Annotated in this window: 25 protein-coding genes; 15 read left to right on the forward strand and 10 right to left on the reverse strand. The window is 52.7% G+C overall.

Features of this window, described 5'->3' with window-relative positions:
- Positions 1-328: 328 nt before the first annotated feature.
- From BV494_RS17860 to uvrD, 7 genes are all read left to right on the forward strand, one after another.
- Complete coding sequence (locus tag BV494_RS17860) at positions 329-2887, forward strand: class I adenylate cyclase (protein ID WP_104924050.1); 2559 nt, start codon at positions 329-331, stop codon at positions 2885-2887.
- Positions 2888-3045: 158 nt separating this feature from the next.
- On the forward strand, positions 3046-3249 hold the full coding sequence (lptM, locus tag BV494_RS17865; protein WP_104924051.1) for an LPS translocon maturation chaperone LptM: 204 nt from the start codon (positions 3046-3048) through the stop codon (positions 3247-3249).
- 97 nt (positions 3250-3346) lie between these two features.
- The gene (gene dapF / locus BV494_RS17870; protein ID WP_104924052.1) at positions 3347-4171 is read left to right on the forward strand and encodes a diaminopimelate epimerase; all 825 of its coding nucleotides are present in this window, start codon (positions 3347-3349) and stop codon (positions 4169-4171) included.
- Positions 4168-4872, forward strand: a complete 705-nt coding sequence (locus BV494_RS17875; protein ID WP_104924053.1) for a DUF484 domain-containing protein — start codon at positions 4168-4170, stop codon at positions 4870-4872. The genes dapF and BV494_RS17875 overlap by 4 nt, the downstream gene beginning before the upstream one ends.
- Complete coding sequence (gene xerC, locus BV494_RS17880) at positions 4869-5780, forward strand: tyrosine recombinase XerC (protein ID WP_104924054.1); 912 nt, start codon at positions 4869-4871, stop codon at positions 5778-5780. The genes BV494_RS17875 and xerC overlap by 4 nt, the downstream gene beginning before the upstream one ends.
- Positions 5780-6496: a 5-amino-6-(5-phospho-D-ribitylamino)uracil phosphatase YigB gene (gene yigB / locus BV494_RS17885; RefSeq protein WP_104924055.1), complete on the forward strand. Its 717-nt coding sequence runs from the start codon at positions 5780-5782 to the stop codon at positions 6494-6496. The genes xerC and yigB overlap by 1 nt, the downstream gene beginning before the upstream one ends.
- 96 nt (positions 6497-6592) lie before the next feature.
- Positions 6593-8755 (forward strand): DNA helicase II, encoded by a 2163-nt coding sequence (gene uvrD / locus BV494_RS17890; protein ID WP_104924056.1) that lies wholly within the window; start codon positions 6593-6595, stop codon positions 8753-8755.
- A 141-nt stretch (positions 8756-8896) separates the two neighbouring features.
- On the opposite strand, the gene BV494_RS17895 is transcribed toward uvrD, so the two are convergent.
- Positions 8897-9373 carry a WbuC family cupin fold metalloprotein gene (locus BV494_RS17895; protein WP_104924057.1) on the reverse strand — a complete coding sequence of 159 codons (477 nt, stop codon included), beginning with the start codon at positions 9371-9373 and terminating at the stop codon, positions 8897-8899.
- A 420-nt stretch (positions 9374-9793) separates the two neighbouring features.
- Between BV494_RS17895 and corA the strand changes: the two genes are divergently transcribed.
- A complete protein-coding gene (gene corA / locus BV494_RS17900; protein ID WP_104924058.1) occupies positions 9794-10744 on the forward strand; it encodes a magnesium/cobalt transporter CorA in 951 nt (316 codons plus the stop codon).
- Positions 10745-10839: 95 nt separating this feature from the next.
- Here the strand turns inward: corA and rarD are convergent, their stop codons facing one another.
- Positions 10840-11754 carry an EamA family transporter RarD gene (gene rarD, locus BV494_RS17905; RefSeq protein WP_104924059.1) on the reverse strand — a complete coding sequence of 305 codons (915 nt, stop codon included), beginning with the start codon at positions 11752-11754 and terminating at the stop codon, positions 10840-10842.
- 78 nt (positions 11755-11832) lie between these two features.
- On the reverse strand, positions 11833-12315 hold the full coding sequence (locus tag BV494_RS17910; RefSeq protein ID WP_104924060.1) for a thioesterase family protein: 483 nt from the start codon (positions 12313-12315) through the stop codon (positions 11833-11835).
- Positions 12316-12565: 250 nt separating this feature from the next.
- Between BV494_RS17910 and pldA the strand changes: the two genes are divergently transcribed.
- From pldA to BV494_RS17930, 4 genes are all read left to right on the forward strand, one after another.
- The gene (gene pldA, locus BV494_RS17915; protein ID WP_104924061.1) at positions 12566-13444 is read left to right on the forward strand and encodes a phospholipase A; all 879 of its coding nucleotides are present in this window, start codon (positions 12566-12568) and stop codon (positions 13442-13444) included.
- Between the two features lie 129 nt (positions 13445-13573).
- Positions 13574-15406: an ATP-dependent DNA helicase RecQ gene (gene recQ, locus BV494_RS17920; RefSeq protein WP_104924062.1), complete on the forward strand. Its 1833-nt coding sequence runs from the start codon at positions 13574-13576 to the stop codon at positions 15404-15406.
- Positions 15407-15445: 39 nt separating this feature from the next.
- A complete protein-coding gene (gene rhtC, locus BV494_RS17925; protein ID WP_104924063.1) occupies positions 15446-16063 on the forward strand; it encodes a threonine export protein RhtC in 618 nt (205 codons plus the stop codon).
- A 276-nt stretch (positions 16064-16339) separates the two neighbouring features.
- Positions 16340-16657, forward strand: a complete 318-nt coding sequence (locus BV494_RS17930; protein ID WP_104924064.1) for a hypothetical protein — start codon at positions 16340-16342, stop codon at positions 16655-16657.
- A 1-nt stretch (position 16658) separates the two neighbouring features.
- Here the strand turns inward: BV494_RS17930 and BV494_RS17935 are convergent, their stop codons facing one another.
- From BV494_RS17935 to rhtB, 3 genes are all read right to left on the reverse strand, one after another.
- Positions 16659-17465, reverse strand: coding sequence for a DUF4225 domain-containing protein (locus BV494_RS17935; protein WP_104924065.1), 807 nt, complete (start codon positions 17463-17465; stop codon positions 16659-16661).
- The gene (locus tag BV494_RS17940) at positions 17465-17944 is read right to left on the reverse strand and encodes an Hcp family type VI secretion system effector (protein ID WP_104924066.1); all 480 of its coding nucleotides are present in this window, start codon (positions 17942-17944) and stop codon (positions 17465-17467) included. The genes BV494_RS17935 and BV494_RS17940 overlap by 1 nt, the downstream gene beginning before the upstream one ends.
- Positions 17945-18161: 217 nt before the next feature.
- On the reverse strand, positions 18162-18782 hold the full coding sequence (rhtB, locus tag BV494_RS17945; RefSeq protein ID WP_101079436.1) for a homoserine/homoserine lactone efflux protein: 621 nt from the start codon (positions 18780-18782) through the stop codon (positions 18162-18164).
- Positions 18783-18903: 121 nt separating this feature from the next.
- Between rhtB and pldB the strand changes: the two genes are divergently transcribed.
- Together pldB and yigL are read left to right on the forward strand one after the other, a co-directional pair.
- On the forward strand, positions 18904-19896 hold the full coding sequence (pldB, locus tag BV494_RS17950; protein ID WP_104924067.1) for a lysophospholipase L2: 993 nt from the start codon (positions 18904-18906) through the stop codon (positions 19894-19896).
- A gap of 48 nt (positions 19897-19944) precedes the next feature.
- Complete coding sequence (yigL, locus tag BV494_RS17955) at positions 19945-20748, forward strand: sugar/pyridoxal phosphate phosphatase YigL (RefSeq protein WP_104924068.1); 804 nt, start codon at positions 19945-19947, stop codon at positions 20746-20748.
- A 70-nt stretch (positions 20749-20818) separates the two neighbouring features.
- Here yigL and glpT read toward each other — a convergent pair whose 3' ends face one another.
- The 3 genes from glpT to BV494_RS17970 all read right to left on the reverse strand — a co-directional run bounded on the left by glpT (position 20819) and on the right by BV494_RS17970 (position 23779).
- The gene (glpT, locus tag BV494_RS17960; RefSeq protein WP_104924069.1) at positions 20819-22171 is read right to left on the reverse strand and encodes a glycerol-3-phosphate transporter; all 1353 of its coding nucleotides are present in this window, start codon (positions 22169-22171) and stop codon (positions 20819-20821) included.
- A gap of 238 nt (positions 22172-22409) precedes the next feature.
- Positions 22410-22976 carry a DcrB family lipoprotein gene (locus BV494_RS17965; RefSeq protein WP_104924070.1) on the reverse strand — a complete coding sequence of 189 codons (567 nt, stop codon included), beginning with the start codon at positions 22974-22976 and terminating at the stop codon, positions 22410-22412.
- 131 nt (positions 22977-23107) lie between these two features.
- Positions 23108-23779, reverse strand: coding sequence for a 7-cyano-7-deazaguanine/7-aminomethyl-7-deazaguanine transporter (locus BV494_RS17970; RefSeq protein WP_104924071.1), 672 nt, complete (start codon positions 23777-23779; stop codon positions 23108-23110).
- A gap of 237 nt (positions 23780-24016) precedes the next feature.
- On the opposite strand from BV494_RS17970, the gene tusA reads away from it, so the two are divergent.
- A complete protein-coding gene (gene tusA, locus BV494_RS17975; protein WP_104924837.1) occupies positions 24017-24277 on the forward strand; it encodes a sulfurtransferase TusA in 261 nt (86 codons plus the stop codon).
- A gap of 17 nt (positions 24278-24294) precedes the next feature.
- Here tusA and BV494_RS17980 read toward each other — a convergent pair whose 3' ends face one another.
- The gene (locus tag BV494_RS17980) at positions 24295-26664 is read right to left on the reverse strand and encodes a zinc/cadmium/mercury/lead-transporting ATPase (RefSeq protein WP_104924072.1); all 2370 of its coding nucleotides are present in this window, start codon (positions 26662-26664) and stop codon (positions 24295-24297) included.
- Positions 26665-26667 lie beyond the last annotated feature (3 nt).

The following is a 26667-nucleotide window of genomic DNA, read 5'->3' on the forward strand; positions in this document are numbered from 1 at the left end:
TTGTTACCGTTTAACTGTCTCTGCGACCATCCTACCACTGACAATAGAAAGCTGTCAGCGTAAGAAGGCATTCGCAAAAGAGGGTTAACGATGATGAAGGTCATTTGTTCCAATACGGGACAGGCGGTAAAATCCAGAGAAGCGGAAGAGTAATTGTGGTGCGTTACTTTCTTTACGGTCAATCAGCAAGGTGTTAAATTGATCACGTTTCCAGCAATTATTCGTCAACTATTTGCACAATCGCGGTTGTTCAAAGCATAAGCATCACCATAAATGACGGATGTGGAACGGGGTTATTTCCAGACACTGTATAATCAGGCGAAACGTCTTGTACCTCTACATCGAGACATTGAAGCAAAGATTGGATGCGATCAACCAGTTACGCGTCGATCGCGCACTGGCAGCAATGGGCCCTGCGTTTCAGCAGGTCTATCAACTGCTTCCTGTCTTTCTACATCAACATCACCCTCTGATGCCGGGATACCTTGAAGGTAAGGTTCCATACGGTATCTGCATTTTCACGCCTGATGAATCCCAAAACACCTACCTCAATGACCTCGAAGATAAATGGGGCAGCGCGCTCGAACCTCTGGCGAAAGGCGAATTGCCGATCACCGGCGTGTATTCGATGGGCAGCACTTCATCTATTGGTCAAAGCCAAAGCTCGGATCTCGATATCTGGGTATGCCATCAGTCCTGGCTCGATAACGAAGAACGCAACCGCTTACAGCAAAAATGCAGCCTGTTAGAAAAATGGGCCGCGTCGCTGGGCGTGGAAGTCAGCTTCTTCCTGATTGATGAAAACCGCTTCCGCCACAACGAAAGCGGCAGTCTGGGCGGTGAAGACTGCGGTTCAACGCAGCATATTTTATTGCTCGATGAATTCTACCGGACGGCAGTTCGTCTGGCCGGTAAACGTATTCTCTGGAATATGGTGCCGGGCGAAGAAGAAGGGCATTACGATGAATATGTCCTCTCGTTATATTCACAGGGCGCGCTGACACCTAACGAATGGCTGGATCTCGGTGGCCTGAGTACGCTGTCTGCGGAAGAGTATTTCGGCGCGAGCCTCTGGCAACTCTATAAAAGTATTGATTCGCCGTATAAAGCTGTTTTGAAAACATTGCTGCTTGAAGCCTATTCGTGGGAATACCCGAAAACACAATTGCTGGCGATGGATATCAAACAGCGCCTGCATCAGGGTGAGATCGTCTGCTTCGGCCTTGATTCCTATTGTATGATGCTCGACCGCGTGACCCGTTATCTCACTCAGATTGAAGATTTCACCCGCCTTGATTTAGTCCGCCGCTGTTTCTACTTAAAAGTCTGCGAAAAACTGTCCCGCGCCCGCGCGTCGGTGGGCTGGCGTCGTGAAATTCTCAGCCAGCTGGTGGCGGAATGGGGTTGGGATGAAGAGCGTCTGGCTATCCTGGATAACCGGGCGAACTGGAAAATCGAGCGCGTGCGCGAAGCACATAACGAACTGCTCGATGCCATGATGCAAAGCTATCGCAACCTGATTCGCTTTGCCCGTCGCAACAATTTAAGCGTCAGCGCCAGCCCGCAGGATATCGGCGTGCTGACCCGTAAGTTGTACGCCGCATTCGAAGCGCTGCCGGGCAAAGTCACGCTGGTGAATCCGCAGATTTCACCTGACTTGTCAGAAAACGATCTCACCTTTATCCATGTGCCGATTGGCCGCGCGAACCGCACCGGCTGGTATCTGTATAACCAGTCACCGTCGATGGAATCCATCGTCAGCCATCAGCCGCTGGAATATAACCGGTACCTGAATAAACTGGTGGCGTGGGCGTATTTCAATGGCCTGCTGACGTCCACCACGCGCCTGCATATTAAAAGTGGCGGCTTGTGTGATATCGCCAAACTGCGCGAACTGGTGGCGGATGTGTCCCACAGTTTCTCGCTGCGTTTACCGGCTCCGACGCCAAAAGCGTTGTACAGCCCGTGTGAAATCCGTCATCTGGCGATTATCGTCAATCTCGAACACGATCCCACCGCCGCTTTCCGCAATCAGGTCGTGCATTTTGATTTCCGTAAACTGGACGTTTTCAGCTTTGGCCAGAATCAGGAATGCATGGTAGGCAGCATTGATTTGCTTTACCGCAACTCGTGGAATGAAGTGCGTACGTTGCATTTCAGCGGCGAGCAGGCGGTACTGGAAGCACTGAAAACCATTCTGGGCAAAATGCATCAGGACGCCGCGCCGCCGGAATCGGTGGAAGTGTTCTGCTATAGCCAGCATTTACGCGGGCTTATCCGCACGCGTATTCAGCAACTGGTATCGGAATGCATTGAGCTGCGCCTCTCGAGTAAACGCCTGGAACCTGGTCGTTTCAAAGCGGTACGTGTTTCCGGCCAGACCTGGGGATTGTTCTTCGAGCGTTTGAGCGTTTCCGTGCAGAAACTCGAAAATGCTGTCGAGTTTTACGGGGCTATTTCCAATAACAAACTGCACGGTTTGTCGGTCAAATTGCAGACCGATCAGGCGCATCTGCCGGCGGTCATTGACGGCTATGCGAGTGAAGGGATTATTCAGTTCTTCTTCGAAGACAGCGCCGACGATATTGGCTTTAACATCTATATTCTTGATGAATCGAACCGCGTCGAGGTGTATCACCACTGCGAAGGCAGTAAAGAAGATCTGGTGCGCGACGTCAGCCGCTTCTATTCGTCTTCACACGACCGCTTCACCTACGGCTCAAGCTTCATCAACTTCAACCTGCCGCAGTTCTATCAGATTGTGACGCTTGATGATCGTATCCAGGTGATTCCATTTCGCAGCAACGCATTATCTGCCCCCTGCGCCGTTATCCCGGAAAGTGAAGCGGAACCCTCCCGCCTGAAACAGCAATTCCAGCTGCATTAGAAAAAGTGTTCCTCTGGCGGACACGCGGCAGAATATCTGGCTTTCTTTCCCTTTCAATCACAAAAATGTGCCTGCGGGTTTTATCGATTCCTGTTGCTTTTCATGATCCACCTGCGATGATAGAGAGCTTGGTCGCATGAATTACAGGCATTCATAAAATGAAAAACGTTTTACGCTGGTCTCTGGCCGCGACGATATTATTTGCTCTCTCCGGTTGCGGACTGAAAGGGCCGCTGTATTTCCCACCACCGGAAAAAGCCACAAAACAAAAAACCAGCAATGTACCGGGTACTGCTAACGACGGTTCTTCACAGCAGAAAGGCGTTTCACCCGAAGATCTCACGACGAACACCAGAGATTAATCGACACGTTGTGTCGGCGTACCGGCTGATGTCTGCCGGTTCGTATCATGAAGGGATCATCGCGACTCGATTTGACCAGCGGTAAACGGAGTCAGTTATGCAGTTCTCCAAAATGCACGGCCTGGGCAACGATTTTATGGTCGTTGACGCCGTCACTCAAAATGTCTATTTCTCTCCTGAGTTGATCCGTCGTTTATCCGATCGTCACCGTGGCGTGGGTTTTGACCAGCTGCTGGTGGTAGAGCCTCCTTACGATCCTGAACTGGACTTCCATTACCGTATTTTCAACGCCGATGGCAGCGAAGTGGCGCAATGTGGTAACGGTGCACGTTGTTTTGCCCGTTTTGTCCGCATTAAAGGTCTGACGAACAAACGCGACATTCGCGTCAGTACGCAGACGGGCCGTATGACGCTGACCGTCACGGAAGATGAAGAAGTTCAGGTTAATATGGGCGAGCCGGTTTTCGAACCGCAGCAGGTTCCGTTCCGTGCAGCAAAACCGGAAAAGACCTATATTCTGCGTGCGGAAGAGCGCACAGTATTTTGCGGTGTTGTATCGATGGGAAATCCGCACTGCGTATTGCAGGTTGAGGATGTTCTGACGGCAGAAGTCGAAATTCTCGGCCCGGTGCTGGAAAGCCACGAGCGTTTTCCTGAGCGGGTGAACGTCGGGTTTATGCAGATTATCAGCCCGGAAAGCGTCAAACTGCGCGTGTACGAGCGTGGCGCGGGCGAAACTCAGGCGTGCGGAAGCGGTGCCTGTGCGGCGGTTGCCGTCGGCATTCAGCAAGGTTTACTTGCAGAAGAAGTTCAGGTGGAACTGCCGGGAGGCAGCCTCGATATTCGCTGGAAAGGGCCGGGTCATCCGCTGTATATGACCGGACCTGCCACTCATGTTTACGACGGATTTATTCATCTATGAACAATCTTGATGACCAGATTGAACCGGTGATTGCGCTCGACGACGACAGCGTCATGCAATATCTGCTGCAAAACCCGGACTTCTTTATCCGCAATGCCCGCAGTGTTGAACAGATGCACGTTCCGCACCCGGTGAAAGGCAGCACTTCGCTGGTGGAGTGGCAGCTCGGACGTCAGCGTCATCAGATTGCTCAGCTTGAAGAAGAAATTACGTTGCTGATGGAACAGGCGTCGATCAACGAATCGTTGTTCGGACGCATGATCGAACTTCAGGCCACGCTGGCCGCCGCCAGCAGTTTGCAGGATATGCTCAACCGCCTGCAACGCTGGGCGCGCAGTCTGGGGCTGGCCGGTGCGAACGTCCGTCTGTTCAGCGAAGGCTGGCGCATCGGTGCACCGTCTGATTTCACCCATCTTGCCGTCAGCCGCAGTGCTTTTGAATCCATGCGCATTCAGCGTCTGGGCGAAACCCCGCATTATCTTGGTGGCCTGAACGGCCCGGAACTCTTATTACTGTTGCCCCAGGCCAAAGCCGTCGGCTCCGTTGCCCTATCACTGATGGGCGAACAGGGTGAACTGGGCGTGCTGATTTTCAGCAGCCGCGACCCGCAGCACTACCAGTCAGGAATGGGCACCGTATTACTCGACCAGTTGGCCAAAATGTTACCCGGCCTGCTGGAACGCTGGATTGAACGGGTATGAACCCGTCTGAATCGCCTCTGTATCCCGCAGTCGGGGCGTTTCTGCGTTACATAAAAGTGCAGCGCCAACTGAGTCCACTCACCTGCGAAAGCTACGAGCGTCAGCTAGAAATATTGATTAGCATGTCGGATGAAATTGGTATTTCCGACTGGGAGCAATTGGATGCACCCAAGGTTCGTATGCTATTAGTTCGGAGCAAGCGCGCAGGTTTGGGTGAGTCTAGCCGCGCATTACGCATGTCCGCATTGCGTTCGTTCCTTGACTGGCAGGTAAGTCAGGGAAATCGAATGGCAAATCCAGCGAAAGGAATTTCGACCCCACGAACATCTAAACATTTGCCACAAAACCTTGATGTAGACGAAGTTGATAAGCTGCTAGACATTGATTCCAAGGATCCACTTGCTGTGCGCGACCGGGCAATGTTGGAAACCATGTATGGAGCAGGTCTTCGTGTTTCTGAGTTGGTAGGCATAAATATCAGGCATGTTGATATGGTTACTGGTGAGGTTTGGGTCGTTGGGAAAGGAAGCAAGGAACGCCGATTGCCTCTTGGTCGTACTGCACTTACATGGTTAGAAAAATGGCTTGTTTTCCGTGCGGATCTTTCCTGTGAAGATGATGCGTTGTTTATATCCAATAAGGGCAAACGTATTTCCGTGAGGAACGTGCAAAAACGTTTTGCCGAATGGGGTCTTAAACAAGGAGTGAGTAGTCATATTCATCCTCATAAACTACGCCATTCATTTGCAACTCATTTGCTTGAATCTAGTGGTGATTTAAGGGGAGTACAGGAACTTTTAGGCCACTCGAGTATGTCCACCACGCAAATCTATACCCACCTCGACTTTCAACATCTGGCGACGGTTTACGACGCCGCGCATCCCCGCGCAAAACGAGGAAAATCCTGATGAAGTTCTATCGTCCGCTGAAACGCATTGAAGCGATCACTTTCGATTTAGACGACACGCTGTACGACAATTATGACGTCATCCGCCGTACCGATTCTGAAACGCTGAAATTTATTCAGGGTTATCATCCGGCGCTGGCGGATATGGCGCCGGGCGCTATCCGCGATATGCGTAACGAACTGCTGGCCGAAGACGCGGAGATTTATCACGATGTGACGGAGTGGCGTCGTCAGGCAGTGCATCTGGCCATGACACGGGCGGGTCTGAGTGAAGGCGATGCCAGTCAGGGCACGAAAGCCGCCATGGAAACCTTCGCTGTGTGGCGCAGCCGTATTTATGTTCCGCAGGAAAACCACGATGCGCTGGCGGCGCTGGCAGAACGCTGGCCTCTGGTGGCCATCACCAACGGTAACGCCGATCCGCACGCCTGCGGTCTGGCGCAGTATTTCCAGTTCACGTTGCGCGCCGGCGATCATGGCCGCGCCAAGCCTTATGCCGACATGTATAAAAAGGCGGCGATGAAACTGGATTTGCCCCTGGAGCAAATTCTCCACGTGGGTGACGATCTGACCACCGACGTCGCCGGTTCCGTGCGTTGCGGCATGCAGTCGTGCTGGATTAATCTGCGCGAAGGTGACCTGATGCACATTCAGGATGCCCGTCTGTTACCGCATATTGAGATTTCGCAGTTGGCATCGCTGACAGCATTGCTATAATCCCTTCTTAAATTACTCTGTATAAATTCACAGTAGAAAAGCGTTCACGGCGGTACTGACCCCGTGAATGTTTTCTCATCCTGACAAACGGTGCCTATGGACGTTTCTGACCTGCTCGACAGCCTGAATGAAAAACAACGTGAAGCCGTGGCCGCGCCGCGCAGCAATCTGTTGGTGCTGGCCGGAGCAGGCAGTGGCAAAACCCGCGTGCTGGTGCATCGCATCGCGTGGCTTCTGGCGGTAGAAAATTGCTCGCCGTATTCCATCATGGCGGTGACGTTTACCAATAAAGCCGCAGCGGAAATGCGCCATCGTATTGATCAGCTGATCGGTACCAGTCAGGGCGGCATGTGGATCGGGACGTTCCACGGGCTGGCGCACCGTTTGTTGCGTGCGCACCATCTCGACGCCAATCTGCCGCAAGATTTCCAGATTTTAGACAGCGACGACCAGATGCGTCTGATTAAGCGCCTGATTAAAGCGCTGAACATCGACGAGAAACAATGGCCGCCGCGTCAGGCGATGTGGTACATCAACGGCAAAAAAGACGAAGGTTTGCGTCCGCAGCACGTTGAAACTTATAACAATCCCATCGAAGCGACCTGGTTACGTATTTATCAGGCGTATCAGGAAGCCTGTGACCGCGCCGGGCTGGTGGATTTCGCCGAACTGCTGTTACGCGCCCATGAGTTGTGGCTGAACAAGCCGCATATCCTTCAGCATTATCGCGAACGTTTCACCAACCTGATGGTGGACGAATTCCAGGACACCAACAGCATTCAGTATGCGTGGATCCGTCTGCTGGCGGGCGACAACAATAACGTGATGATCGTCGGCGACGATGACCAGTCGATCTACGGCTGGCGCGGTGCGCAGGTCGAAAACATCCAGCGCTTCCTGAAAGATTTCCCGAATGCGGAAACCATTCGTTTGGAACAGAACTACCGCTCCACCAGCACCATTCTGAAAGCCGCCAACTCACTGATCGAAAATAACAGCGGTCGTATGGGGAAAAACCTGTGGACCGAAGACGGCGCGGGCGAGCCGATTTCGCTGTACTGTGCGTTCAACGAACTTGATGAATCGCGCTTTGTGGTCAGCCGGATTAAAACCTGGCAGGATAACGGCAACGTGCTGAAAGATTGCGCTATTTTGTACCGCAGCAACGCCCAGTCGCGCGTGCTGGAAGAAGCATTATTGCAGATGGCGATGCCGTACCGCATTTACGGCGGCCAGCGATTCTTCGATCGTCAGGAAATCAAAGATGCGCTGGCGTACCTGCGTCTGATGTCGAACCGCAATGACGATGCCGCGTTTGAACGTGTAGTGAATACGCCAACGCGAGGCATCGGCGACCGTACGCTGGATGTGGTTCGCCAGACCGCGCGCGACCGTCAGATGACCATGTGGCAGGCGACGCGTGCGCTGTTGCAGGACAAAGTGCTCGCGGGCCGTGCGGCTTCCTCGCTGCAACGTTTTACCGAACTGGTGGACGCGCTGGCGCATGAAACCGCGGATATGCCGCTGCACGTCCAGACTGACCGCGTAATCAAAGATTCCGGCCTGTTTATCATGTATGAGCAGGAAAAAGGCGAAAAAGGTCAGGCACGAATCGAAAACTTAGAGGAACTGGTGACGGCAACGCGCCAGTTCAGCTATCAGGATGAAGACGAAGACCTGATGCCGTTGCAGGCATTCTTGTCCCACGCCGCGCTTGAAGCGGGCGAAGGGCAGGCGGATGCAAATCAGGATGCGGTGCAGCTGATGACGCTTCACTCGGCCAAAGGGCTGGAGTTCCCGCAGGTCTTTATCGTCGGCATGGAAGAAGGCATGTTCCCGAGCCAGATGTCGCTGGAAGAGAGCGGTCGTCTGGAAGAGGAACGTCGTCTGGCGTACGTGGGCGTGACCCGCGCGATGCAAAAACTGACGCTGACGTATGCGGAAACCCGCCGTCTGTACGGCAAAGAAGTGTCGCACCGGCCGTCACGTTTTGTCGGCGAACTGCCGGAAGACTGTGTCGAAGAAGTTCGGCTACGCGCCAACGTTTCACGCCCGATGAGCAACCGCAGCATGGGCACGCCAACCAACGTCAGCGACACTGGTTTCAAGCTTGGGCAGCGCGTTAATCACCCTAAATTCGGTGAAGGCACCATCGTCAATATGGAAGGCAGCGGCGAACACAGCCGTCTGCAAGTCGCGTTCCCCGGAGAAGGGATCAAGTGGCTTGTTGCGGCCTACGCGAAACTCGAGGCAGTCTGATTTTTAACTCCCTCCCCTGCGAAGGGGAGGGTTGGGGTGGGGTATTAAGGTCAAAAACCAAAGTTCAATCGCGGGTAATTCATTGTTTTATAGGTAAAACCCCCTCCCAGCCTCCCCCTTCGCAGGGGGAGGAGTAAAGAATCAAAGGGCAAAAATCTCGCCTTCTTCCGCTTTCGCATACCATTCCAGCGTCGCTTTTACGCGTTCGTCGCCTTCCGGCGGTGTGCCCGGCAGATAATCCTGTTCCAGCACCGGCTGGTACGCACCGTGCTTCACTTCAAAGATTACGCCACCTTCATCGAGCGATAATACGCTGTGCCAGGTATTGGCCGGGATTTCCAGCAGACGGGTTTCTGCGCCGAGCCACAGACGGTCAGTCACTTTGCCGCTGGCATCATAAATCAGCACCAGAAAGCGTCCGCGCAGGGCGGTCAGCATTTCCCAGGTGTGCGGATGGCGGTGAATACGCACGTAAGTGCCCGGTTCCATGGCGATCGCCAGACGCTGAACGTCGTCTTCCGGTGCCGGGTGCATGTTCAGGTTCTGACGCAGTCTCGGCGAGTGAGCCGCCTTGGTGATCAGGTCGCACAGCGTGTCTTGGTTAATCTGCTTAATCATTAGGGTCATCTGAAAAGTGTGGGGAAATCAGGTCTCTGAGTGTAGCCAAAAAAACGGCTGCGCATAAGCGGGGAAGCGTTGCTAACAACGCCTGAAATTTATGCATAAATGTTGCCAGAATAGATTTACTGGCGGTTGACAGTCTTTTTATTCCCAGCGTAACATGCGCGCACTATTATCAATGAGGAACTGCGCCTTGGACACACCCAGTAGATACTGGCTCAATAACCTGTTCATTAGGTACCACTTCTAAGGCCCTCCTCTTTGCTGATGGCCTTAGTGGTTGTCAGCGACCCCCGTTCTGTCGCTGTGAGTCAGATCTGAATTTGGTCTGAATTGCGCCGGTGACATCTCTCACCTCGTGATTTTCTGTGCTTCAACGCGTTGTCCACTTTCCGTCATTCTTGGGAGAACGGGCACATGCTGAGTGCTTTTAAATTAGAAAACAGCCGCTTATCCCGTTTAGAGCTGGACGAGTCAGACGATCTCAAAACCTCATTGTGGGTCGATTTGGTTGAACCTGACGAGCAGGAGCGCGAACGCGTTCAATGCGAATTAGGGCAGAGCCTGGCCACGCGGCCTGAACTGGACGATATCGAGGCTTCCGCACGTTTCTTCGAAGATGAAGATGGCCTGCACATTCACTCCTTTTTCTATTACGAAGATGCTGAAGACCACGCGGGCAACAGCACCGTCGCCTTTACCGTGCGTGAAGGACGTCTGTATACCCTGCGCGAGCGCGAATTACCGGCGTTTCGTCTCTACCGTATGCGCGCCAGAAACCAGAAACTGGTCGACGGCAACGCGTATGAACTGCTGCTGGATTTGTTCGAAACCAAAATTGAACAGCTGGCGGATGAGATTGAAAATATCTACAGCGATCTGGAAAAGCTCAGCCGCGTGATCATGGAAGGGCATCAGGGCGACGAATACGACGCCGCGCTTTCCACGCTGGCGGAACTGGAAGATATCGGCTGGAAAGTCCGGTTGTGTCTGATGGATACCCAGCGCGCACTGAATTTCCTGGTGCGTAAGGCGCGTCTGCCGGCGGGTCAGCTGGAACAGGCGCGTGAAGTGTTGCGCGATATCGAATCCCTGTTGCCGCACAACGAATCCCTGTTCCAGAAAGTGAACTTCCTGATGCAGGCGGCGATGGGTTTTATCAACATCGAACAGAACCGCATCATCAAGATTTTCTCGGTGGTTTCGGTCGTCTTCCTGCCGCCAACGCTGGTGGCGTCCAGCTACGGGATGAACTTCGAATTCATGCCGGAGCTGAAATGGTCATTCGGTTATCCGGGCGCGATTGCCCTGATGATCCTCGCCGGACTGGCTCCTTACCTGTACTTCAAACGTAAAAACTGGCTCTAACCGGTCAGACAAAATATTCCCCTCTTACGCATCGTCGCGGCGGGCTGATGAGCGGCTCGCCGCGAGCGTACGGAACCACGCGATTTTCTTTAAAATCACGCTGCGCTGTGCCCGCTTCTTCCTCGTCTCAGGCGGCCCTGTGTGTAAAGTGCGTCGCCGATAAAGCACAGCAGCCCGACCCAGATGAAGCCAAACGTAATCAGTTGCGAAGGACGAACCGTTTCACCGTAGAACATCACCGCCAGCATGAACATTAATGTCGGGCCGAGATACTGGAAAAAGCCCAGCGTTGAAAGCTTCAGGCGCGCTGCGGCGGCGGTGAAAAACAGCAGCGGAATGGTGGTAATAATCCCGGCGGCCATCAGCAGTAAATCCAGCGACCACGGATTTGCCGCCAGATTGCTGGTCGGGCTGTGGGCGATAAAGAACAGATAAATCGCCGCGAGCGGCAGTAACCACAGGGTTTCAATCAGCATTCCGGTCTGGGAATCGACGCCAATTTTCTTACGTAACAAACCGTAGAACGCGAAAGTCAGCGCCAGCCCGAGCCCGATAACCGGCACCGAGCCAAACATCCAGACCTGAATCAGCACACCGGCTAGCGCCAGAACCACGGCCAGCCACTGCAAACTCCGGAATCTTTCGCGTAAAAACAGCATGCCGAGCACCACATTCACCAGCGGGCTGATAAAGTAGCCGAGACTGGCTTCGAGAATATGATTATTATTGATCGCCCAGATAAAAATCAGCCAATTCCCACCGATAAACAACGCAGTGATGAGTAACATGCCGACTTTCTTCGGTTGTGCGAATACACGCCGGACATCGCTCCAGCTGCGGCTGACAGACAGAAGCACTAACATAAAGAAGAACGACCAGATGATCCGGTGGGTCAGTATTTCACCGGCGGGCACTTCTTTGATCAGCTTGAAGTACGCCGGAGCGATCCCCCAGATCAAATAGGCGATAAAGGCAAAAATAACGCCCTGCCGGGTACGGTGTGCGTCCATGTGGGTACCTGAAAAAATAAGAAAGAGAAGGATGGTGAGTGTAACTGATTTAGGCCACCGGATTAACTTTTCGCCGTATCAGCCGACCATATAGGTTGCGGTGGTTGTCGCAATATGAACGCCGGTATCGCTGTGCAAATCGACTCGCGCTACCGAGACTTTGTTCCCGGCGCGGATCAGGCTGCTGGAGGCGATGAAAAACTCGCCGCGCCCAGGACGAAGATAGTCCACACGCAAATCGATGGTGCCCATTTTCGACAACCTCTGGCGCATCTCGGCTTCCAGCAAAGGGTGATCGGGTTTGTCGCGGCGGATCAGAGAACTGGTCACACATACCAGCCCGGCGGCGACATCCAGAACGGCGGCGATCACGCCACCGTGTAAGATTTTTTGTGCGGCGTTACCGACCAGTTTGGTTTGATTAGAGAATTTTAGCTCAGCGTAATCACAGTCGAGGCGTTTAAGTTCGAGCCCAAGTTCGCGGTTAAACGGCATGTCATAAACAAAAATATTACCGATCAGTTGCAGGGCAGCCTCGTGGCTGAGGGATGAAGCAGACATGGCGTGATTCCTGACGAAAATGTAAGACGCTTATGTTCGCCGAAAAAGTTAACGGAATGTTGATTTTAGGTGCGGGGGAACGCTATTTCCAGAGTGCGACCGATAAATGTATTCAGTGATCATGTAGAAATGTATTTGTGTGTAAAATGTTCCGCTTTGGATTTCCGGACTTAAGTCAGCAGGAAACCGGCCAGGCTATGGGCCAGTAAACAATAATGAATTTTAAACTTTTAGGGCGAGGGTAAGGAAAATGCGTAAAAATTGGGCTGTCGGTGCCGCCATTCTGGCGTTACCAGCGTTGGGGTATGCGGCTGAAGCTACGATTCAGGAAGTACATGATCAGCCAGCCGTTCGTGGCAGTATTATCGCCAGCATGTTGCAGGATCACGACAACCCGTTCACGCTGTATCCTTACGAATCAAACTATTTGCTGTATACCGATACCAGCAATATCAACAAAGAAGCCATAAAGTCTTATGACTGGGCGAAGAATGCTAAGCACGACGAAGTTGAGTTTCAGCTGAGTCTGGCGTTCCCGCTGTGGCGTGGAATTGCCGGTGACAACTCGGTGCTCGGCGCGTCTTATACGCAGAAATCTTTCTGGCAGTTATCCAACCGTGCCGAATCATCACCGTTCCGCGAAACCAACTATGAACCGCAACTGTTCCTGGCGTGGGCGACGGATTACGATTTCCTCGGCTGGACGTTACGCGAAGCCGAATACGGTGTGAATCACGACTCGAACGGACGTTCTGACCCGACATCGCGCAGCTGGAACCGTGTCTATGCGCGCTTTATGGCGCAAAACGGCAACTGGCAGGTCGATATCAAACCCTGGTATCGCATTCCTGAAAGCGACAAAGATGACGATAACCCGGACATCAGCAAGTACATGGGTTATTACCGTCTGAAAGTCGGTTATGCCCTCGGTGACAGCGTGTTCAGCGTCGAAAGCCGCTACAACTGGAACACCGGCTACGGCGGCGCGACAACAGGCTGGAGCTATCCGATCAGTAAACACGTTCGCTTCTACACGCAGGTGTTCAGTGGCTACGGCGAATCGTTAATCGACTACAACCACAAGCAAACTCGCGTCGGTGTCGGTATCATACTTAACGACATGATGTAATATCCGGCATTCTCCAGGTTGCAGGTCTGTTGGCCGCAACCTGGATTATTTAGGGTATATTATGTCGGTGCAGTACAGTCCCGGCGGCTTTAGGGCTTAGCCGGGTGGTTTGAACAGTTGGGGAATTGAGTGTCTACGGCGGCAGTGATAAACAAAGAAGAGCTGGCTCATCAGGTATTACGCGATACCTTCGGCTATCAGCAATTCAGACCAGGTCAGCAAACTATCATCAATACCGCCATTTCTGGACGGGATTGCCTGGTCGTGATGCCGACCGGCGGCGGTAAATCGCTGTGCTACCAAATCCCTGCGCTGGTGATGGACGGCCTGACGCTGGTCGTTTCTCCGCTTATTTCGCTGATGAAAGATCAGGTTGATCAGCTGATGGCGGCGGGCGTTGAAGCGGGATGTCTGAACTCGACGCAAACCCGCGAGCAACAGCAGGAAGTAATGGCCGGTTGCCGTACGGGCCGCATCAAAATGCTGTATATCGCGCCGGAACGCCTGATGCTCGGTGATTTCCTCGAACAGTTGCAACAGTGGAATCCGGCCATGCTGGCTGTCGATGAAGCCCACTGTATTTCCCAATGGGGCCACGATTTCCGTCCGGAATATCGCGCGCTCGGCCAGCTGAAGCTGCGCTACCCGCAATTACCGGTGATCGCGCTGACCGCGACCGCCGATGAAGCCACCCGTAACGATATTGTTCGTCTTCTTGAGCTGAACGATCCGCTGATTCAGGTCAGCAGCTTCGATCGCCCGAACATCCGTTACACGCTGGTGGAAAAGTTTAAACCGCTCGATCAGCTGATCCGTTTTGTGCAGGATCAGCGCGGTAAAAGCGGCATTATTTACTGCAACAGCCGCGCAAAAGTCGAAGACACCGCCGCACGACTGCAAAGCCGCGGGCTGAGCGTTGGCGCATATCATGCCGGTCTGGACAACGAAACCCGCGCCCGCGTGCAGGAAGGTTTTCAGCGCGATGACCTGCAAATTGTGGTCGCGACCGTCGCATTCGGAATGGGCATCAACAAACCGAACGTTCGTTTTGTGGTTCACTTTGATATTCCGCGCACGATTGAATCTTACTATCAGGAAACAGGGCGTGCAGGACGTGATGGTCTGCCTGCCGAAGCGGTGCTGTTATACGATCCGGCAGATATGGCGTGGCTGCGCCGCTGTCTGGAAGAAAAACCGGCCGGTGCGCAACAGGATGTGGAACGCCATAAACTGAATGCGATGAACGCATTTGCTGAGGCGCAAACCTGCCGCCGTCTGGTGCTGCTTAACTATTTTGGTGAAGGCAAACAAAACGCCTGCGGTAACTGCGACGTCTGCCTCGATCCGCCAAAACGCTACGACGGCCTGCTGGACGCGCAAAAAGCGCTGTCGGTGGTCGCGCGCGTCGGGCAACGCTTTGGTTTGGGGTACGTGGTCGAAGTGCTGCGCGGCTCGAACAATCAGCGTATCCGCGAATATGGTCACGAAAAACTGACGGTTTACGGCATCGGTAAAGAACACAGCAACGAGCACTGGACCAGCGTGGTACGCCAGCTGATTCACCTCGGACTGATTATGCAAAACATCGCTATGCATTCGGCGTTACAGCTGACCGAATCCGCCCGTCCGGTTCTGCGCGGTGAAATTCCGTTGCAGCTGGCAGTGCCGCGTATTCAGACGCTGAAAATTAAAAGCACGTCACGCCAGAAAACCTATGGCGGAAATTACGATCACAAGCTGTTTGCCAAATTGCGTAAACTGCGTAAATCGCTGGCGGATGAAAATAATGTCCCGCCGTACGTGGTCTTCAATGACACAACGCTGCTGGAAATGGCGGAGCATCTGCCGATAAGCCCGAGCGATTTGCTGGACATCACCGGCGTCGGTCAGCGTAAGCTGGAGAAATTCGGTCGGCCATTTATGACGATGATCCGCGACCATATCGATAACGGCGACGAGTAACAGAATTCACTTCCCTACACATAACACAGAGAGTTAATCATGCTGATGCTATTCCTGACGGTTGCGATGGTTCATCTGATCGCGCTGATGAGTCCGGGGCCGGACTTCTTCTTTGTCTCACAAACAGCGGCCAGCCGTTCGCGCAAAGAAGCGATGATGGGTGTGATTGGTATTACGCTGGGCGTGCTGGTTTGGGCGGCGGTGGCGCTGATGGGCTTACACCTGATTCTGCAAAAAATGGCGTGGCTGCATCAGATCATCACCGTCGGCGGTGGTTTGTATCTATGCTGGATGGGCTGGCAACTGCTGAAATCCGCACGGGCTAAAAAGCAGAACGGCGATGAAACGCCGGTGGTTCTGCCCGCGCGTGGCCGAACTTTTATGCGCGGTCTGCTGACCAACCTCTCTAACCCGAAAGCCGTTATTTACTTCGGCAGCGTGTTCTCCATGTTTGTGGGTGACAGCGTCAGCGGCGGCGAGCGTCTGGGCATCTTCCTGCTGATCGTGGTGGAAACCCTGGCGTGGTTCTCGTTAGTGGCGTTAGTCTTTGCGCTGCCAAAAATGCGCCGTGGCTACCAGCGTTTAGCGAAATGGATCGACGGCGTGGCGGGTGTGGTCTTTGCAGGTTTTGGTATTGCGCTCATTGTGAATCGCTAAGTTTTATCCTTTCTAATAAAACGGAAGCGTAATAGCTTCCGTTTTTTCTTAATATATCCCGCTTTCCTTAATTGATAATTTGTTGTCTAATCTATTATGTTTAAGTGATATATATATTAAAAACAAATGTGTCATGAGGGTTTCATGGATAATAATGATTTAGTTGGGTTGATGAGAGAGAGTGGATTGAAAGATAGAGAACTCAGGAAGGTTGAACTTTTATTTAAGGCGGATATTTTACGTAAGAAATATATTTTATAAAAGGATGATTTTGAAATGAAAAATTCAGACTTCATTGAGCGAATGAAAGAAAGTGGGTTTACGGAAAAAGAAATTTATGAATTGACAAAAATTTCCCGTCGGGATGGTTCTGACTTGCAGTCTGATGTGAAAGACCTCTCTTTACGATTTTATAGAATACTCTTTGCATTTTTATTTTTTTTCGTTGTAGTCGCTATTTTCCTTTCTTTTGGGGCACTCGATGAAGAGAAAGTGTTTTTGTTTTTAGTCTTCATGTTTGTTTTTTTAATTCTCTGGTATATCACTCCTGTGAAATTCTCCTTTAAATCTCACAGGATGTATAAAAATATGTGATTTAGGGAATGTCATTCATTTGTTTTAAAGTATCATTTGCCGATTTTATTGTTAAACCGTCGACACCCATTTCAAACGCAAGTGCCAGGGGAGGCATTTCCCTAAAACCCCTGATGTAATCTGTATTTATGTTTCGGAACAACCTCCAGGCATCAGGCTTCAACACGTTTCTTGCTAAACCATAACCTGATAGTACCAGGTCAATGCCACCATAAATAAGTTCCCCTTGTGCTGCAGTATAACCTAATGATTGGGCCGCTTTTTCGTAACCTCTGCGCAGGTAACCTTTATAATCGGGGTTACCAGTGTACAAGGCTCTTGCATTCTCCTCTATAGCTCCAATCCCATGAACCATCAACGCTGCCCCCGCTATGGCTCCAATGACGGTCGCACTACCGGCAGTCAGTAAACCAAATCCGACAATGACTTGCGACACGCCTGCGATGAACCCAACTCCCTTTAGTATATAGAATAACATGCCATTTTTATGTTGAACTTCAATAGAGGCATATTGAATTGCTCTTTTTTGCCTTAGCATATTCTCCTGAGTAATAAGGAATGATTTTTCTTGTTTCAGGTTATGCAGTGCCAATTTCTTTTTATCTGAATTGTAATTGCCATTTAGTATTTCTAATTGATTTTCAGTAAACTCAGTTATTTCTTTTTTGAACCTTATCTTTGAAATTCCACTTTTCAAAAACCTCGCTGCTGTAAGTCCGCTCTCTTCAAGCATTCTGGCCTCAAGTCCTCCCATCACTACATAATAATCATTTTCTCGCTCAGATCTCTTTCTGAATATATCATCCATCAGTAGATCCTCTCTTCCCAGAAACTGTAGGCACTGGTGCCCGCTTTGACGTGTTCCCAGGTAATGCTTTGGTAATTTAAGGATACAGTTTCGATAGGTTGAGCATCATTGTGATCCAACGAGTGTGGACAGACAACGCTTAACTCTGAAAGGGTCGCTTTAATTAACTTGACACGATAAAAAAGAACCTGAGCGCCAGAAGTATCGGTTCTGTATTTTTCGAAAACAGCGTCAAACTCTTCGTTATTAGAAATGCCGAATCCTAATAACGGGGACGACTTATCGATGGGTTTTTTGAACGTCACCGGGTGATGTACTACGTTTTGATCGCGGGTAATAGTATGACTCAGTTCATAAACTAATATCTGATCCCGGTGACTGCTTTGATATGCGTTTCCTATAGAGTCAAATGTTGAACATCCCGCTGAGATTAAGCCTTGTTTTTTTCCTGTCAGTGTCAGGTAAATATTATGCGCCATGATTTTTATCCTTAATGTGCTGGTGGTTTTATTAAGGCATTTGTTTAACGCGTATCAGGAATATGTAGCAACAAGGATTTTTAGGTGTAAATACAGAAATGAGGTTTTTTGAAGTTATAACTTTATTTAATTCAACGTTATGAACTGTCAGTTCATAATAAGTTAAATGAGTGAGGGGATTATTAGCAGGAGAACAGAACGTCTCCCGCTATCAGACTTACACTTTTCGTGCACTGGCCAGCAATACGCCAACCAGCATAAACAGCGAACCGAAAATCCGGTTCAGCAGCTGCATTTGCTTCGGGGCTTTTACCCAACCGGCAATTCTGGTGGCCAGCGTGGCGTAACCAATCATCACAATGATATCGACGACCACGGTGGTGACGCCCAATACCACGTATTGTGCAGCTTGTGGCTGGTGCGGAATGATAAACTGCGGGAATAGTGCAGCCAGAAACACAATGCTTTTTGGATTGGTCAGATTCACCAGAATGGCGCGTTTGAACAAACGACGTCGTGGCATACTGCTGGCGAGCGCATTCAGATCAATCGCTCCGGCAGAACGCCACTGACAGATGCCCAGCCAGATTAAATAGGCAGCACCGAACCATTTAAGCAGCTCAAAGGCGAGCAGCGATTGCGAAATCAGCGCGCCCAGCCCGATGCCGACCAGCACAATGTGGATCGACAAACCAAGTTGTAAACCGGCAATCGACGCCACGGCACCGCGGTAACCGTGGCTGATGCCGGTACTCATGGTGTTAATCGCGCCGGAACCCGGGGACAAACTTAATATAGAAGTGGTGAGCAGGTAGGTTAACCACCAGTCCAAGGTCATTGTGAGACTCCCTGAATACGTTTTGTGTTGTTTTATGGCACAATACGCCATTGTCTATAATTGCGCTATAACTCACAAATAACACTTTCTTCCTCCCTGCCATGCGACTTTGGATTACTGAATGCCTGTAGATATTGCCAAGTGGTTAACACGTGAGAAAGAGTTCTCCGCCTTTGCGACCGGGCCTTTGCTCGACTTCTGGCGGCAACGTGAAGAAGGTGAGTTTAACGGCGTGGATGATGTTCCGATCCGCTACGTCCGCTTCTGTTCGCCCTCACACGATAAAGTCATTGTGGTGTCACCGGGACGTATTGAAAGTTACGTAAAATACCCGGAAGTGGCTTACGACTTATTCCACTGCGGCTACGATGTCATGATCCTTGACCATCGTGGTCAGGGGCGTTCGGGGCGTATGCTCGAAGACCCGCACTGCGGCCATGTTCAGCATTTCGACGACTATGTCGACGATTTCGAAACCTTTTATCAGCTTGAAGTGGCGCCCCGTCAGTATGCGAAAAAGTTCGTGCTGGCTCATTCAATGGGGGGCGCAATTCTGGCGTTGTTTATGGCGAAGTATCCTGAGCGCTTTGATGCGGCAGCGTTGTTAGCGCCAATGACCGGTATTTATTTGATGATGCCGGGCTGGCTTTCCCGCCGGATCCTCAACTGGGCGGAAAATCGCCCGGTTCGCCGTGATGGTTATGCGCTCGGCACCGGTCACTGGCGTCCGCTGCCGTTTGTGGTTAACCGGCTGACGCACAGTCGCGAGCGATATCGCCGCAATCTGCGTTTTTACGCGGATTACCCTGAACTTCAGGTCGGCGGGCCAACGTATCACTGGGTGCGCGAAGGCATTGAGGCGGGCATGCATATTCTCAAAGAAGCCGAAAAAATCACGACTCCTGTTCTTTTATTGCAGGCGAGCGAAGACCGGGTGGTAGATAACCGGTCGCATCTCGCTTTTTGTCAGGCCATGGCCGCTGCGGGGCACCCTTGCGAAGGGGAAAAGCCGCTGGTCATCGAAGGCGCGCGCCATGAGATCCTGTTCGAGCGGGACGACCTGCGGGCACAGGCGCTGGACGCCATCATGCGCTTTTTTGCGCGACAGCATTAATCCGCGGTTCGCCGCGCACAACTCCATCAGAGGTTAGAACCTAACGCTATGTACCCTGTTGTTGCTTCCGATTTAGATGGCACACTGCTATCACCTGACCATACCCTGAGCCCGTTCGCGAAAGAGACGCTGAAATTGCTGACACAGCGCGATGTGCATTTCGTGTTCGCGACCGGACGTCACCATATCGACGTTGCGCAGATGCGCGACAATCTCGAGATCAGTGCGTACATGATCACCTCGAACGGTGCGCGTGTGCATAACACCGACGGCGAGCTGATTTTTGCCCACAATCTGGATGAAGACATTGCCAAAGACCTGTTTGGCATCATGCACAACAATCCGGATATCCTGACCAACGTTTACCGTAACGACGACTGGTACATGAACCGTGACCGTGCCGATCAGGATGATTTTTTCCGTGAATCCGTTTTCAAATACAAACTCTATGAACCGGGTTTGCTGGAAACTGACGGCATCTGCAAAGTGTATTTCACCTGTGAAGATCACGAAAAACTGCTGCCACTCGAAGAAGCCATTAATGCGCGCTGGGGCGATCGTGTGAACGTCAGCTTCTCCCTGCCGGTTTGTCTGGAAGTGATGGCGGGCGGCGTATCGAAAGGGCACGCGCTGGAATACGTGTCCAGGCTGATGGGTTATACGCTGAAAGATTGCATCGCGTTTGGCGACGGTCTGAATGACCTGGAAATGCTGTCGATGGCCGGTAAAGGTTGCCTGATGAGCGGCTCATTGCCACGTCTGAAAGCGGCGATGCCGGATGCGGAAATCATCGGTTCCAACGCCGACGACGCCGTGCCGCATTACCTGCGCAAAATGTATTTGTCTGATTAATCGTTTCCTGAATCGTCAATGAAAAAGGCACCTTCCGGTGCCTTTCTGCTTTCTATTCTTTCAGTCTGAATCAGGCGTTTTTCGCCAGCTGCGCTTTGTGTTTGTTCTCACTCAGCATGGTCAGGACCAGCAGAAGCACCGCCAGAACGCACCCGGCGATCATCACGATAAAGCCGCCATCCCAGCCAAAGTAATCAACGGTATAACCGACGATAGCGCTCGCTGCCACCGAACCGCCGAGATAACCAAACAGGCCGGTAAAGCCCGCCGCCGTGCCCGCCGCTTTCTTCGGTGCCAGTTCCAGCGCATGTAAGCCAATCAGCATAACCGGGCCATAAATCAGGAAGCCGATGGTAATCATACAGGCCATGTCGATACCCGGATTGCCGACCGGATTGAGCCAGTAAATTACGGTGGCGATCGTCACCAGAACCATAAAGAATACGCCGGTTGCGCCGCGATTCCCTTTGAAGACTTTATCCGACATCCAGCCGCACAGCAGCGTGCCCGGAATACCGGCATATTCATACAGGAAATACGCCCACGAGGATTTATCCAGCGCGAAATGTTTCACTTCTTTCAGGTAGGTCGGCGACCAGTCCAGAATGCCGTAGCGCAGCAGGTAAACAAACACGTTGGCCAGCGCGATATACCACAGCAGCTTGTTGGGCAAAATGTACTGCATGAAAATCTGTTTTGCCGTCAGTTCCTGCTCGGCAGATTCTTTCACGTAGTCCGGCGGATAATCGTTTTTGTATTCTTCAATCGGTGGCAAACCGCAGGACTGCGGCGTATCGCGCATGGTCATGAACGCGAAAACGGCCAGCAGGATCGCACCGAACGCGGGCATATAAAGCGCCGCGTGCCAGTCGTTAAACCAGGCCATACCCAGCAGGAACAGCAGCGGAGGAATACCGCCGCCGACGTTATGCGCGCAGTTCCAGACGGAAACAATGCCGCCACGTTCTTTTTGCGACCACCAGTGAACCATCGTGCGCCCGCACGGTGGCCAGCCCATACCCTGAAACCATCCGCACAGAAACAGCAGCACGAACATGATGGCGATGCTGGACGTGGCCCACGGCACAAAGCCCATAAACAGCATCACGGCGGCGGCGAGGATTAAACCCGCAGGCAGAAATACGCGCGGATTCGAGCGGTCAGAGACCGATCCCATGATGAATTTTGAAATGCCATAGGCGATAGAAATCCCGGACAGCGCAAAGCCTAAATCACCCCGCGAAAAACCCTGATCGATGAGATAGGGCATCGCTAACGCGAAGTTTTTACGAACCAGATAGTAAGCGGCATAACCGAAGAAGATCCCCATGAAAATCTGCCAGCGGAGACGGCGGTAGAGCGGATCAACGTGGTTTTCATCCACGGGCGCTTTATGGGGCGCGGGTTTGAAGATACTGAGCATAAATGCCTCCGATGGCATAAATCAGGTCTGACTCCTCATGAGCCAATGACGAAAGGGCGGTGCCAATGTGTTCCAAAACGAACATGATTTTAGCGATTCGCGCACAAACGAACTGTGATTTATGACCAAAATGTTACATTTTTATTACAGCGGAGGCGGGTTTTGTGAGATTGGGTAATAGCATTAGATAAAAAAGGCGGAGCCTGAGCCCCGCCTGATAGGTTCACAACATCTGAATTTACTGAATTTTCAGCGTATTAATAATCGCTTCGGCATCGGTCTGCGCCTGTTGCTGATTATCCGCTGGCAATGTGATTTGCAGCGTCAGCAGGTGGTTGTCTACCTTGCCCAGCACGATAGAGGAATACGCTTTCTGACCGGCGGAGGTGATCACGCTGTCGTACTGCTGCAACGTCTGGCCGTTCACCTGAATGGATTTGTTGGTGACGACTTGCAGATTAGTATCGCGCGCTTTTTGCTGATCCTGTAAACGACCCGCCAGAACGTCCAGCGATTCAGCGGTGTTATCACCCAGAATCACAATCACCGCTTTCTGACCGGTGCTGTCGGCGTAGACGTGCATATTATTGGCCTGAGTGCCCAGCTTACCGCTCTGGTCGCTCATTCCCTGCGGCAGGGAGAAAGTGACTTTGCCGTCCAGCAGGCTGACTGGCGTGGTCGCCGCTGCGGCGGCGGCGGCTGGTGCGCCTTTATCTGCGGCAGGCGCGTCTGTTGATTTACCATCACACGCAGCCAGACCGGCGATCAGTACTGCCATTCCCATCATTTTCGCGATATTACGCATCGGGCTTCCTTAAGTGGCCTGTCTATCAGGCTTACATGTTGACTTAACAGCCGTTATGGCAACCTATTCAGGCCACAAATGCAAGTCAGATTATGGCGCGATTTGTGTCATCTGAGACGCCGCCGTCACTCTTAGTGGGCGCTGAGCGCAGAAGCCTTGTGATTTCCGTGCGCCGACAGCCGCTTAAGCAACATGTTGAGCAGCATGCCGTACATTGGCAGGAAGAACACCAGACAGATCAGCACTTTGAAAGTGTAATCGACCAGCGCGATTTCTACCCAGTGCGCCGCCATAAAGGGATCGGTACTTTTGTAGAACGCGATGAAGAAAAAGGACAGCGTATCGCTGATATTGCCCAGGAACATCGAGGCGACCGGCGCAATCCACCAGCGGCGGTTCTGGCGCAGGCGGTTGAACACGTGAACGTCGAGGATTTGTCCCAGGACGTAAGCCATAAAGCTGGCCGTCGCGATGCGGGCGACCATAATATTCAGGCTGCTTAGCGCTTCAACACCCTGCCACTGTGCTTCAAAGAACAGCGCGGAAATCACGTAAGAGATTGCCAGTGCCGGGAGCATAACGGAGAGGATAATCCGGCGTGCCAGCGGTGCGCCAAAGATGCGCACCGTGAGATCGGTGGCCAGGAAAATAAACGGGAAAGTGAACGCGCCCCAGGTGGTATGGAAACCAAAAATGGAGACAGGCAGCTGAACCAGATAGTTGCTGGACGTAATGATGGCAATGTGGAATAGCGAAAGCCATATCAACGCGGAAAACCGCTGTTGAGCAGTAAAGGAGTACATAGATGTGACCTTTTTTTATAAAGAAATTGGGGTGAGGGAACCCAAACGTTTTTTTTTACTTCCGCACTGTTACTTCTGCACTGAGTTGTCACGTGCGGCGCGCATAGTACCTGTTTGCGCACCGTTTGCGCAACAGCTTCAACGGTTAATTTTAGCGCAATGCGCCTTGTTGGTTGCACCAGAAAACCAGCGGGTTAAACTGTCGCGCATTCACGTATGAAGATGTTGAGACACGAAATGACCGACCCCTTTATCAATCCCGACCATCAGCTTGATGCGCTGGGTCTGCGTTGCCCGGAACCTGTCATGATGGTTCGCAAAGCGGTGCGCACCATGAAAGACGGCGAAACGCTGCTGATCATCGCCGATGATCCGGCAACGACCCGCGATATTCCCGGTTTCTGCCGTTTTATGGAACACCGGCTTTTAGCGTCTGATACGGAAAACCTGCCGTACCGCTATTTGCTGTGCAAAGGTCTGGTAGAAAAGCAGGGCTGATTTCTCAGCCCTGACGGTCAGAGTGATTTCTTGCGCAACAGCCGCAGGGCATTGGCGGTGACTAACGCCGTTGCACCGGAATCGGCCAGCACCGCCAGCCACAAACCGGTCAGCCCCATAATCGTGGTCACCAGAAATATCGCCTTTAGCCCCAGCGCAATCGTAATGTTCTGACGAATATTCGCCCGCGTTGCGCGTGACAAACTGATCATCTGCGCCAGCCCGCTCAGGCGGTTGTGCGTCAGTGCGGCGTCGGCGGTTTCCAGCGCCACATCGGTGCCACTTCCCATCGCAATCCCGATCGTAGCGGCTTTCATAGCAGGCGCATCGTTAATGCCGTCGCCGACCATCGCGACCGGTTTAACCGCATTCAGCGCGGTGACCGCCGAGACTTTATCCGCAGGCAATAAGCCCGCACGGAACTCAATCCCCAGGCGATCTGCGATGGTTTTCGCCGCACGCGGGTTGTCGCCGGTCAGCATCACCGCAGACACGCCCAGCGCTTTGAGTTTCTGCAACGCATCTACCGCATCGTCGCGCAGACGATCCTGCATCGCGATGAGCCCGATCGCTGTTTGATCTTTTAAAACCACAACAACTGTTTTGCCGGTGGATTCCCAGTCCGTGATTTGCGCGCGAGTCTCTTGTGTCAGTACCGGTTCCGCCACACGCACCGGCGCGAGAACCTGAACCTTGCTGCCAGACACCACGCCTTCCACGCCGGAACCGGCCAGCGCGCAGCGGTTCTGCGCCGTCATCGGCAGCGGATTGCTTTCTTTTGCGCGGGTCAGAATCGCCTGCGCCAGCGGGTGATGCGACCCTTCTTCGACCGCGGCCGCAAGACTTAACAGCTCTTTTTCGCTGGTATCGTTCAAGACGAAAACGTCCGTGACTTCCGGTTTACCTTCGGTCAGCGTGCCGGTTTTATCCAGCGCAACGGTTTCGATCAGCGCTAACTGTTCCAGCGCTGCGCCGCCTTTGATTAATGCGCCCTGACGCGTTGCCGCTGCCAGACCGGAGGTAATCGCCGCCGGCGTCGAAATCACCAGCGCGCACGGGCAACCAATCAGCAGCAGCGTCAGGCCACGGTAAATCCAGGTTTCCCACGATAAGCCCATCGCCAGCGGTGGAATAACAATGACCAGCAGCGACAGCAGCATGATCACCGGCGTGTAATAACGGCTGAAGGTATCAAGGAAACGCTCTATCGGCGCACGGCGCTCATCGGCTTCTTCGATCAGTTGCAGGATGCGGTCAATCGCGCTGTTGCCGGGCGCAGAGGCCACTTCGAGACGCGCCAGACGGTCAACGCACAGGCTGCCCGCCGGGACTTTTTCGCCGGGCTGATGTTCAACGGGTACTGATTCGCCGGTTAATGCGCTTTCATCGAAACTGGCGTGGCCTTGTAGAATGGCGTCTGCGGGCAGGCGCGCGCCCGCCGCGATTTCAATAATATCGCCGTGGAGCAGGCTGCTGACCGGCACCGTTTCCGTTTTGTCATTCACCACGCGAACAGCGGTATCCGGGATCAGTGCCATCAGGGCTTTCACGCCACTGCGTGCGCGACTCGAGGCGAAGGATTCCAGACGCTCGCCCACCATAAACAGCAACAACACCATCGCGGCTTCGGCGGTCGCGCCAATGAACAGCGCACCGAGCGCCGCAATGCTCATCAGCGTTTCGATGGCAAAAGGCGAACCGGAACGCGTCTGGCGGATGGCCTGACGCAGCACTGGCCACAGGCCGACCAGCGTGGTGGCGATAAACGCTATTTCACCCGCCTGCGGACTGACGTGATCGAGCGCCCAGCTCAGCAGCATCAGCACCGAAAGCACGATCAGCGGCAGCATTTCTTTCAGGCGGGACGCTTCAGGTTCAGGAGTAGCGGTTTTTTTATCGAGAGATTGCAGGGTAAAACCGGCGGCGATGACAGCCTGCTGAACATTGTGCGAAATGTCATAACCCGCATCAATGACCAGTTTTTCTGTCGCAAATAAAACTCTGGCGCGGCTGACGCCCTCGAGGCCGGAGACGGCATTTTCAATTTTTCGGGCGCACGCGGGGCAATCCATTCCGGCGACTTTCCAGCTGTACTGCACGTCGCCGGAATGCGCGGCTTCGGGGGCATCTTCCCCCGGCGAGCCTTCTGCATTGCCGTCGCCGGAAGTGTGTGAGTGCTCACCTGATTTCGGCGCGCAGCAGGTATCGGTGGCGCAACTGTCCGTGGCCGCGCTGGCCGAAACCGCCAGTGTTGCACGCGAATCACAGCAGCCCGCGGGATGTGTGCCGGACTGAACCGGTGCGCTGATTTTATTGATATGCAGCCCGGGGCCGCGTTTGGCCTGACAGCCGCAGCTGCATCCGGTGTTTTTTTGAAGTGGGGTCATAGT

The sequence above is a fragment of the Rahnella sikkimica genome (assembly GCF_002951615.1).
Lineage (GTDB): Bacteria > Pseudomonadota > Gammaproteobacteria > Enterobacterales > Enterobacteriaceae > Rahnella > Rahnella sikkimica.